Source organism: Streptomyces sp. NPDC059994 (assembly GCF_042737755.1).
Classification (GTDB): Bacteria; Actinomycetota; Actinomycetes; order Streptomycetales; family Streptomycetaceae; genus Streptomyces.
On sequence record NZ_JBHWUR010000206.1, the window covers coordinates 1 to 4,456 of the forward strand.

At 76.4% G+C, this 4,456-nt stretch carries 2 protein-coding genes; one reads left to right on the top strand and one right to left on the bottom strand.

Annotated features, from left to right (window positions below):
• Positions 1–274: 274 nt before the first annotated feature.
• On the top strand, positions 275–3,457 hold the full coding sequence (locus ACFWA7_RS39715; protein WP_385828027.1) for a BTAD domain-containing putative transcriptional regulator: 3,183 nt from the start codon (positions 275–277) through the stop codon (positions 3,455–3,457).
• Between the two features lie 135 nt (positions 3,458–3,592).
• Here the strand turns inward: ACFWA7_RS39715 and ACFWA7_RS39720 are convergent.
• On the bottom strand, positions 3,593–4,456 hold an 864-nt coding region (locus ACFWA7_RS39720), incomplete at its 5' end, for an NPCBM/NEW2 domain-containing protein (protein ID WP_385828029.1).

Sequence of the window (4,456 nt, forward strand, 5' to 3'; positions counted from 1 at the left end):
CGCCGGAGCCCCCGCCCGGGTCCGGGGCCGGAGCCCCCGCCCGGGGTCCGGGGCCGGAGCCCCCGCCCGGGTCCGGGGCCGGAGCCCCCGCCCGGGGTCCGGGGCCGCAGCCCCCGCCCGGGGTCCGGGGCCGCAGCCCCCGCCCGGGGTCCGGGGGCGTAGCCCGCGGGAAAGCCACCTCAACCCCCCACCCACCCCCGGAGGGTTAAGGGAACGGGCGGGGTGGGGGGAAACCCCCGCCGCAACCACCGCGCCCCCAAGACACAATGACCCCGTGCGGTACCGAATCCTGGGCGTCACAGAGGCGCAAGACGAGCACGGCCGGCCAGTTGCCCTCGGGGGGCCGAGGCTGCGCGCCCTGCTCACCGCCCTCGCTGCCCGAGCCGACCGCCACACCCCGGTCCCGCCCCCCACCCTGATCGACGCCATCTGGCCCGAGGACCCCCCGCACGACGCCCCCGCCGCCCTCCAGGCCCTCGTCGGCCGCCTCCGCAGAACGCTCGGCCGCGACGCCGTCGCCTCCGAACCCGGTGGCTACCGGCTCGCCGTCGACGCCCCGCACGACATCGACCTCTTCGCGTTCGGGCAGCAGCTGGCGGCCGGCACGCGCCGGCTCGAAGGCGGCGACCCCGACACCGCCGCCGAAACGCTCCGCACCGCCCTCGCCCTGTGGCGCGGCCCCGCCCTCGCCGACCTCCCGGACCGGGCGGCGGCAGCGGCGGGCCCCGACGCCCAGCGCCTCGCCGCCCTGCGCGCCCGCATCGAGGCGGACCTGCGCCGCGGCGCCACCGCCCACCTCCCCGCCGAGCTCACCGCGCTGATCGAGAGCCACCCGTACGACGAACCCTTCCACGCCCAGCTGATCCGCGCCCTGCGGGCCGAGGGGCGTACGGCCGACGCGCTCCTGGCGTACGAGACCGCCCGCCGCACCCTCGCCGACGCCCTCGGCGCCGACCCCGGCCCGGAACTGGCCGCGCTGCACCAGGAGCTGCTCAACCCCACCCCCGAAGTCCTCGGCAATCTGCGGCCCCGCCTGACCTCCTTCGTCGGGCGCGAGCCCGAACTCGCGGCGATCAGAGCCGACTTGGCCGCTCACCGGCTCGTCACCCTCACCGGGCCCGGCGGCTCCGGCAAGACCCGGCTCGCCGAGGAGTCCGCCGCGCACACCCCCGCCTGGCTCGCGGAGCTCGCCCCGCTCGACCACCCGGACGCCGTCCCCGGCGCCGTCGTCTCCGCGCTCGGGCTGCGCGAGACCACCCTGCTCGGGCGGGACGGGCAGCCGCACCCGGACGACCCCGTCGCCCGGCTCGTCGACCACTTCGCCGCCGCCCCCCGTGCCCTCCTCGTCCTCGACAACTGCGAGCACGTCATCGCCGCCGCTGCCCGGCTCGCGGAGACGCTGCTCACGCGCTGTCCGGCGCTGCGGATCCTCGCCACCAGCCGCGAACCCCTCGGCGTGCCCGGCGAGCGGGTCCGGCCGGTCGAGCCGCTGCCGCCCGACCCCGCGCACCGGCTCTTCGCCGAGCGCGCCCGTACCGTAAGGCCCGACTTCGACCCGGCCGACGACCCCGAGGCCATCGCCGAGATCTGCCGGCGGCTCGACGGGCTGCCGCTGGCGATCGAGCTGGCCGCCGCCCGGCTGCGGCTGCTCGCGCCGCGCCAGATCGCGGACCGGCTCGACGACCGGTTCCGCCTCCTGACCAGCGGCAGCCGGACCGTACTGCCCCGCCAGCAGACCCTGCGCGCGGTCGTCGACTGGTCCTGGGACCTGCTCGACGAGCGTGAGCGCGCGGTGCTGCGCCGCGCCTCCGTCTTCGCCGGCGGCTGGGACCTGGCCGCCGCCCAGGCCGTCTGCGGCTCGACCGGCGATCTGGCGGCCCTGGTCGACAAGTCCCTGGTCGTGGCCGCCCCTGACCCGGACACCGGCGGGATGCGCTACCGGATGCTGGAGACCATCCACGAGTACGCCACCGAGCGCGCGGCCGAGACCCCGAGCCTGCTCGACGACGCCGCCCGCGCCCACACCGCGTACTACCGCGAACTGGCCCAGGAAGCCGACCCGTTGCTCCGCTCGCACGGGCAGCTGTCCTGGATCCGGCGCGTCGAGCGCGAACTCGACAACATCCGGGCCGCGCTGCACCGCGCCACCGGCACCGATCCCGACCCCGTCGAGGCCCGTGACCTCGCCCTCGCCATGGGCTGGTTCTGGTGGCTGCGCAACTACCGCGGTGAGGGGGTCGAGTGGGTCGACCGCGTCCTCGGCCGGGAGGGGAGCGGCGAGGGCGCGGACGCCTGCCCCGACGATCCCGACGCGCCCGACTACTGGCCGCGCATGCGGCTCGCGCTGCTGCGGATCTTCCTGATCGAGGAGTCCGGCGGCCCTGCCGAGCGGCTGCGTACGCCCGAGGCGCTGGCGGAGATGGCGCGGCTGCGCGAGGCGTTCGGGCGGGGCGGCCCGGAGGCGGCCCGGTTCCCCGGGCTGCTCTGGCCGTTCGCCGTGTTCCTCGCCCAGGGCCCCGGGCAGGTGCGCGAGTCCATGGACGTCGTGGTCGCCAACTGCCGTGCGTACGGCGGTGAATGGGAGATCGGCGTCAGCCTCATGTTCCGTACGCACATGGTCATCGACATGCCCGGCGGGGTGTGGGACGTCGACGGCGACCTCGCGGAGCTGCGGGCGCTGAGCCGGCGCGTCGGCGACCGCTGGATGCGGGCCCAGGTGGCCGGCGCCGCCGGGGAGGCGGCGATGATGCGCGGGCTGCCCGCGCGGGCACGGCCGGAGTACGAGGAGGCGCTCGGCCTCGCCCGCGAGGTCGGCGCCCACGCCGAGGCGCCGTTCCTGCTGGCCCGCATCGCCGAACTCACCTATCGCGCGGGCGACTTGGACGGAGCCGTCAAGATCCTCGACGAGGCCGAGGCGGAGGCCGTCCGCTACAGCGTCCGCGACAGCGCCTCCTACATCCACTATCAGCGCGCCTGTATGGCCCTGGACACCGGTGATGCCGTCACCGCGCGCGCCGAGTGCGACGCGGCCCAGGCGGCGAGCGCCCGCAGCACCCCGCCGCCGCACTTCACCGCGATCCTGGAGGGCCTCGATGCCCGGGTCGCGGCCATCGAGTCCGGCCCGGCCGTCGGCGTACGCGGCCTGGCCTCGGCACTGCGCATCGCCGACGCCGCGGGCTGCGCCGAAATCCTCCTCGCCCACTTCGCGGAGGGCGCCGCCCAGCTACTGCCCGACCTGGGAGAACTCGTCCTGACGGCACGGGTGCTGGCAGCCGCCGAGACCTGGCGCGCGGGGATCCCCCTGTGGGCCCCGGACGGCGCTGCCCTGGAAGCCCTGCGCACCCGACTCCTCGACGAGCTGGGCTCTCACGTCTACGAGGAGGAGCACGCGGCGGGGGCCGGGCTCACGACGTCGCAGGTCGCGGGGCTGCTGGAAGGAGTCGCCGGCGCCCCATAAGGGGTGCGGGGCTGTGACATTACGCGGCTCCGCCGCGATGGGGGTCCCCTTTGTTCGAGCGAAGCCGAGAACTTGGGGGAGCGACCAGCCACAGACGGCCCGCGGGCGAATAAGCGAATATCAGCACCGCCGCGCCTAGCGACAGGCGATGACCGACTTCGCCCAGTCCGCCAGCGCCACCGACCCGAACGGTGTGTGCGGGTCGACCATAAGCCGAATCGTCCGGTGCCCCGTCAGGTCCACGTGGACCGGCACCGCCGGGTCCCCGCCGTGCATCACGGGCGAGCGCCACAGCAGGGTGTGGTCGCCGTACACCGAGAACCGCACCGCGCCCAGCCCCATGGTCAGGTCGTCGACCCCGGCGAACGCGTCGTAGCTGGAGCACTGCCGGTTGAGGTCGATCGTCACCGAGGAGCGGGCGTGCACGGTCACGCCGTGGCTGTACGGCTTGCCGTCGATCTCCATGCCCCAGCGCTGCCAGAGCCAGCTGGACGCGCCGAGCCGCACCTCGGGCTTGGTGTGGTCGCCGAACGCCCCGTACTGGAGCCGGTTGATCTGGTACACCGCCGCCGGCGGGGGCGGCGGCGTAGGAGGCGGCGTCGGCTTCGGGGGCGTGGGCTTCGGCGGCGGAGGCGTCGGCGTCGGCGTCGGCGTCGGCGTCGGCGTCGGCTTCGGTCTGGGCTTCGGCGGCGCGGGCTCGGGCGGCTTCGGCGCGGGCTTCTTCGGCGGCGGCGGTACGGGCGCGGGCGGCGCCGGGGGCTCCGGCGCGGGGGAGGGCGGCGGCTTCTGCGGGACCACCGGCGCCACGGCCGACGGTTTGGCCTGGGGCTTCGCGACCGGCTCGGCGTCGTTGCCGCTGAGTGCGAAGACCACGCCCGCGGCCACCGCGACGGCGACCGCCGCCGCGATACCCGCCTTGGCGGGCGCGCCGAGCCCCTCGGATGCGGCGGCCCCGCCTGCCGCGCCCCCGGACGAACTCCCGCCCGTGGCCGCCGCGGC